Annotated in this window: 7 protein-coding genes; all 7 read right to left on the bottom strand. The window is 53.0% G+C overall.

What is annotated here, in order from left to right:
* Positions 1 to 105: 105 nt before the first annotated feature.
* Positions 106 to 1,668: a trimethylamine methyltransferase family protein gene (locus QZ279_RS11130; protein ID WP_293450830.1), complete on the bottom strand. Its 1,563-nt coding sequence runs from the start codon at positions 1,666 to 1,668 to the stop codon at positions 106 to 108.
* A gap of 94 nt (positions 1,669 to 1,762) precedes the next feature.
* Positions 1,763 to 2,482 carry an HAD family hydrolase gene (locus QZ279_RS11125; protein WP_293450828.1) on the bottom strand — a complete coding sequence of 240 codons (720 nt, stop codon included), beginning with the start codon at positions 2,480 to 2,482 and terminating at the stop codon, positions 1,763 to 1,765.
* Positions 2,479 to 2,763: a DUF3572 domain-containing protein gene (locus QZ279_RS11120; RefSeq protein ID WP_293450826.1), complete on the bottom strand. Its 285-nt coding sequence runs from the start codon at positions 2,761 to 2,763 to the stop codon at positions 2,479 to 2,481. Before QZ279_RS11120 ends, QZ279_RS11125 begins: the two co-directional genes overlap by 4 nt.
* A gap of 100 nt (positions 2,764 to 2,863) precedes the next feature.
* A complete protein-coding gene (locus tag QZ279_RS11115; RefSeq protein ID WP_293450824.1) occupies positions 2,864 to 3,382 on the bottom strand; it encodes a periplasmic heavy metal sensor in 519 nt (172 codons plus the stop codon).
* Positions 3,383 to 3,387: 5 nt separating this feature from the next.
* The gene (locus tag QZ279_RS11110) at positions 3,388 to 3,762 is read right to left on the bottom strand and encodes a hypothetical protein (protein WP_293450822.1); all 375 of its coding nucleotides are present in this window, start codon (positions 3,760 to 3,762) and stop codon (positions 3,388 to 3,390) included.
* Positions 3,759 to 4,349 (bottom strand): RNA polymerase sigma factor, encoded by a 591-nt coding sequence (locus QZ279_RS11105; RefSeq protein ID WP_293450820.1) that lies wholly within the window; start codon positions 4,347 to 4,349, stop codon positions 3,759 to 3,761. The genes QZ279_RS11110 and QZ279_RS11105 overlap by 4 nt, the downstream gene beginning before the upstream one ends.
* 92 nt (positions 4,350 to 4,441) lie before the next feature.
* Positions 4,442 to 4,936 carry an EF-hand domain-containing protein gene (locus QZ279_RS11100; protein ID WP_293450818.1) on the bottom strand — a complete coding sequence of 165 codons (495 nt, stop codon included), beginning with the start codon at positions 4,934 to 4,936 and terminating at the stop codon, positions 4,442 to 4,444.
* Between the last annotated feature and the right edge of the window lie 345 nt (positions 4,937 to 5,281).

The raw sequence follows: 5,281 nt of genomic DNA, 5'->3' as shown, positions 1-5,281 counted from the left end.
TTTATCAGGTTTGACGTACGGACCTTAACAAATGAATAAGACGAGAAAGGTAACCGCGTCTAATTCGTTTGCATCTTAAGTAATTCTATTTTGGCTGGCTTTTGCTTAGAAATCGGTCGGCGCACCACCCTCAGATTTACGACGTGCTACAAAGTCCGCCAACTCATCACGAATCGCGATGTCCATGGGCGGTTCTTCGAATTCTTCCATGATCTGCAAGAATATAGTGTGCGCGCGTTCTGGCGTCCAAACGGCCCCTGCCGCTTCCCAGCCTTCATAGTTCTTCCAGTCGCTTAAAAACGGCTGGTAAAACGCAGTCGTATAGCGGTCTTGCGTGTGCTGAATTCCAAAGAAATGCCCATCATTCCCGACAGATTTAATAGCATCCAAAGCAATGTCATCTGGCGTCGTCGCAAAGGTCGCAGGCTCCATATAACGTTGAATTTGTTGAATAACTTCGCAATCCATAATGAATTTTTCAGGCGACGCGATCAAGCCACCCTCAAGCCAACCCGCTGCATGATAAACCATGTTCGTGCCAGATTGCACCGACGCCCACAGGCTATTGGACGTCTCCCACATTGCTTGACCGTCGGGCACGTTCGCCGCGCACACACCGCTTGAGCGCATAGGCAAATCATAAAAACGCGCCATCTGACCCGTCATCTGCGTTGCGCGCATATATTCTGGTGTTCCGAACGCTGGTGCGCCGCTTTTCATGTCCACATTCGATGTGAATGTGCCGATTACACAAGGGCAACCAGGGTTGATGATCTGCGCCAAAACGACTGCGCACAGCGCTTCGGCCAAAGATTGCGCCACAGCGCCCGACATCGTGACAGGTGCCATTGCACCCGCCAAAGTGAACGGTGTCACCACAAGGCCCTGCCCACGCTTTGCCATGCGAATCCAACCATCCATCATTGGGAAGTCGTGCTTGAGGGGCGAGGTAGAATTGATATTCGTATACATGCGCGGCTGCGCATCGAATTCCTCGTGGGTATGGCCCCCTGCGATGCGCACCATTTCCATCACGTCTTCGACACGTTCTTTGCCAAGGCTATAAGCGTGCATCACTTTGTCTGTGATTGTCAGCTTGTCAAAAAGAACATCAAGGTGGCGCACAGAGGGGTGGATTTCCACAGGTTCAACGGGATAGCCGCCCGCAAAGTGGATACAATTGAAATACTGAGTTAATTTCAGCAAGTCCTGACAGGTTTTGCGTGTGCCCGGAACCTTTTTACCCAAGGACATATCCCAGTAGTTGGGAGGTGAGGATACGTTGCCGAACAAGATCTTATTACCGCCAATCGTGATCTTGCGATCAGGGTTGCGCGGTGTGATGTCGAACTGACTGGGGGCAAGTGCGATCTTTTCCATCACAAACTCGCGCCCCATCTTCACGATATCACCGTCGATATCACAGCCCCCGCATTTACGCAGAATTTCCAACGCTTCGGGGTTCAGGAAGGCGATGCCGATCTCTTCCAAAATGCGCATGGCACCATTATGGATCGCTTGAATACCGTCTTCATTCAAAGGCTCGGTCGGGCGATCAATGTTTTCGGGCAAACGCCAAGGGCTTTGCTCAATCGCGGCCGAACCACGCCGTGTTGCAGCACCTGCACGTCCACCACTGCGACGTCTGGGTTTGTTCGTCTCGGCCATGATGATCTCCCTAAAACTGCTTGCGATTAGGACCCATCAGAGCAAGGCAAGCCCCGCTTCGGGAGCCTAACCACGACACAACTTGTCGTTTTTGCTATTTGCGCGCAGACATTTGCACCAACCATTCAGGCAGTTGACTAATATCACTAAGAACCGCGTCTGCATGTGGGGCAAGTTCAGCCGCGCGTGCGACGCCTGTCAGCACACCTAGTGCCGCCATTCCCGCTGCGTGAGCCGCGATCAGATCGTGGGTGCTATCGCCCAACATAACCGTATGGAAAGGGTCTACATGCACGTGCGAACAAAACGCCAAAAGTGGTTCTGGATCGGGTTTAGCGCCAAAACCACTGTCACTACCACACACAAAATCAAAAAGATCGCGCACGCCCGACGTTTGCAGGTGCGCCTCTGCGACGGCTTCAACGTCATTGGTCATCACGCCCAGCTTGTAGCCCCGACTCTTTAACCCTTGCAAAAACGGCGCAAGCGCGATGACAGGCACCAAAGGTGCTTTTGCCGAACTTGCAGCCATTTCAAGTTCTAACGCATCAATATCTGTGCGTTTCAGAATGCGTGCAATCACCTGCGCAACCTCACGGTTCGAGCTGGCAATCACCATAGACGACGCCAAAAATCCAAGTGTTTTCAGATCAAACCCGAGTTCTGCAGCCAATTCACGCAAAACATTATCTTTACCACCGCAAAGCTGGGGTAGAAAATCAGCGGCCCACGCATCCCAAGTGGCGCGAAAATCAAAGAGTGTTCCGTCTTTGTCAAACAAGATCGCTTTGAAAGTGTCGCCAACACCGCTCATGTCCAATTCATTTCTGCGCCACCGGGCATGGATTGGCGTGCTTCATGTACGCGTTCATACGGGACCTGCAACGCATCACAGCACGAGATGACCCATTGATCATCCATCATCAGGAAATCTAGGACCGAGAGAAGAAATTCGGAGTCGCCAACGCGCAAACGAATATCCTCTTCGCTAGATCCGCTCGCCCCCAAAAAAGCTGGCAAAACATCTTCTTGGCCGACAATCCAGCCAAGCGCGTTGATTGAAAAGACCTCCGCGGCCTCTTTTGACAGTGCCATCGCGCTGCCCTCCCCAAAAATTCAAACGGCGCAAGACACCCTGCGCACCCATTACCATGGGTTAGCTTTCGCATGGCTTTCGTTTAAATTCCAGCGCGTTTTAGCGGTCTTTTTTACGCTTTCGCTTTTTGGGATCATCCAAGCGTTTCTGCAAACGATCTGCATAAGCCATGCGTTCGCTCAGACTCATTTGATCAATCTTTTCAATCGACAACGCGCGACCCACGCGCTGGAATTGGCCAGAGCGTTGGAACTGCGTGTCTATAATTCCTGCAGCCGCCTCTTTATCGAATGTATCGGCGCGCAGAACCCCGACAAAAGCCTCATAATCTGCCCTGTTTGCCGCTTGTGCATCGCGACGATCTGGCAAACGCGCACGCATTTCATCTCGCAAAGCTCGTTTCGTGGCATGATCAAACGCACCCACATAAGGTGCCGACACCTCACGCGTCCCCGGAGGGCCACCGCGCCCAGACGACGATGGCCCTTTGACCATCGCACCAACCACAGCGCCCACAACCAGCAGGTTCAGTGCCAAGGACACCCCCAACAAAATGCGAAACCGCTTTTTAGGCTTGGCTGGTTTTGCCACTGCGTCGTCAATTTTTGGATCGCTCATTGCGCCTATCCCTCGAACAAAGTGAAATCAAAGCCGTCGCCATATTCAAGCGCGCCAGACAATGCGGCGCTATCATCGCCTAAAATCATGCCAAACGGTGTAAGCAACGTCTGCGGCGGGCTGATCCCGATCCACAAGCCTGTCACTGCAGCAGTTGCTAGCCCCGCAAACGCAGGCCATCCACCAAGCGCATCGCTAAGACCCGCGAAGAACGTCGCAATCTGACCGCGTTTTCGCGGTGGCATCCGCATCACACCCAAGGGTGCGGGTTGCATCGTCTGCCCATCGTTCAGCACGCGTTGCATGAAGTCGGTTGACGGTTCAGGCGGCGTGCGACGGACCTCATCAAATAGCGCAGTCAGGTCATCATCAGTGCTCATCGCGCGTTTCCTTCAAAACCAAGGGCGGCTTTGCGCCCCTTTAATATCTGTGCCAATGCGCGTTTGCCACGCGACGTCAGGCTCTCTACCGCTTCGACAGAAATCTCCATCACCTCGGCGATCTCTGGATTGGGCAATTCATCTAAATGGCGCAAGACAACAGCCTGTCTTTGGCGCTCAGGTAATTCCATTAAGGCACTTTGCAACGCATCATGTCGCGCAATGTCTTGCATTGTGTCCGCCGCGCTCGGGCTTGGGTCAACGGGTTCATCAATCGCATCCAGCGTCGTTGTGCACGTTTTGCGCAATCGATCCGTACACAGGTTCGACGTCACGCGGTACAGCCATGTGGTCATCTTGGCCTCGCCTGTGCGCCACTCTGGTGCGATTTTCCAAAAGCGCATCATCGCCTCTTGCGCCACATCTTCCGCCTCGGCCGCGATCCCAAGCATCCTGTATGCCTGTCCATAGGCACGCGGTGCCAAACGCAGCGTCAACATTTGCGCAGCCGCTTGATCACCATTCGCATATAGCTGCAAAAGCGCGTCGTCACTTATGTCGCTGTTGTGATCCAAAGGCATCGTCATCCACGTCTGTGTAACATCAAATGTGTCGGGGTCGAGTGAGCGGTCGTGTGACCCGCCGCAAGCCAAACTCGCCGCGGGTCGTTAAGCGGGTCTTACTCGCCCTGCTTCTTACCTTTGTGCTTGCCACCGCGATGCTTTTTCATCGACGCGAACTCTTCCTCAGAAATCGTTCCGTTCTTATCCGCATCGACGCGTTCGAACATCTTATCCGTACGACCTTCTTTCTTGCCGCTGGACATCTCTTCAAAGCTGACCTTGCCATCCCCATTCGCATCGTGACGCTTGATCATCTTGGCCGCACGCTTTTCAGCACGCTTGTGACCTTCTTTGGTCATCTCTTCTGCACTCAAAGCACCATCACCGTCTGTATCGCGTGTGTCGAAACGTGCGCGTGCGTGGGCATCCAGCTCTGCGCGGGTCAACTCACCGTTGCTATCTGTATCTAACGTGCAGAAGGCTGAGCGTTCATGGCGCATTTTGCCTACCTTGCCTTCTGTGTCGCCTGATGCTGCTTGGGCTGCAAATCCTGTTGCAATGAACAAACCTGTAAGTGCAATCCGCGTTGTCATACGTGAAATCATTGTCATAATCCTACTCCAATAAATGGCCCCTTTATGGGCCGAAATGCACAGTCGTTTCTTGCCTGCTGTGGTAGGTCAAACGGGCCAACCCAAAACTTCCGTCGCAGTTTTTTCAAATTAATTTCGAAAAGACTTACGCGACATCCCGCCGCAAGGACCTTTTGCACACTAGGAAACCCAATCTTCACACTTCATGGTACACAAGTTGCATCGTAGTTGAGGTCGAGATCCATGGCAGCTGAAGTTGAGAACCAAGAAGAACGCGCGTTCTGGCCAGCGATACGTCGTGGTTGGCATCGTAAATGTCCGAATTGCGGAAGCGGCCCTGTTCTGCGCGGATATTTAAAAATG

Origin of the sequence: Planktotalea sp., from assembly GCF_018607965.1 — a bacterium.
Taxonomy (GTDB): Bacteria; Pseudomonadota; Alphaproteobacteria; order Rhodobacterales; family Rhodobacteraceae; genus Planktotalea.
This window is presented reverse-complemented; position numbering and strand designations above follow the sequence as displayed.

What these genes read in the sequence shown, in the direction of transcription:
- QZ279_RS11130 (WP_293450830.1), bottom strand. Translation starts at nt 1,668, where the DNA reads ATGGCCGAGACGAACAAACCCAGACGTCGCAGTGGTGGACGTGCAGGT.
- QZ279_RS11125 (WP_293450828.1), bottom strand. Translation starts at nt 2,482, where the DNA reads ATGAGCGGTGTTGGCGACACTTTCAAAGCGATCTTGTTTGACAAAGAC.
- QZ279_RS11120 (WP_293450826.1), bottom strand. Translation starts at nt 2,763, where the DNA reads ATGGCACTGTCAAAAGAGGCCGCGGAGGTCTTTTCAATCAACGCGCTT.
- QZ279_RS11115 (WP_293450824.1), bottom strand. Translation starts at nt 3,382, where the DNA reads ATGAGCGATCCAAAAATTGACGACGCAGTGGCAAAACCAGCCAAGCCT.
- QZ279_RS11110 (WP_293450822.1), bottom strand. Translation starts at nt 3,762, where the DNA reads ATGAGCACTGATGATGACCTGACTGCGCTATTTGATGAGGTCCGTCGC.
- QZ279_RS11105 (WP_293450820.1), bottom strand. Translation starts at nt 4,349, where the DNA reads ATGACGATGCCTTTGGATCACAACAGCGACATAAGTGACGACGCGCTT.
- QZ279_RS11100 (WP_293450818.1), bottom strand. Translation starts at nt 4,936, where the DNA reads ATGACAATGATTTCACGTATGACAACGCGGATTGCACTTACAGGTTTG.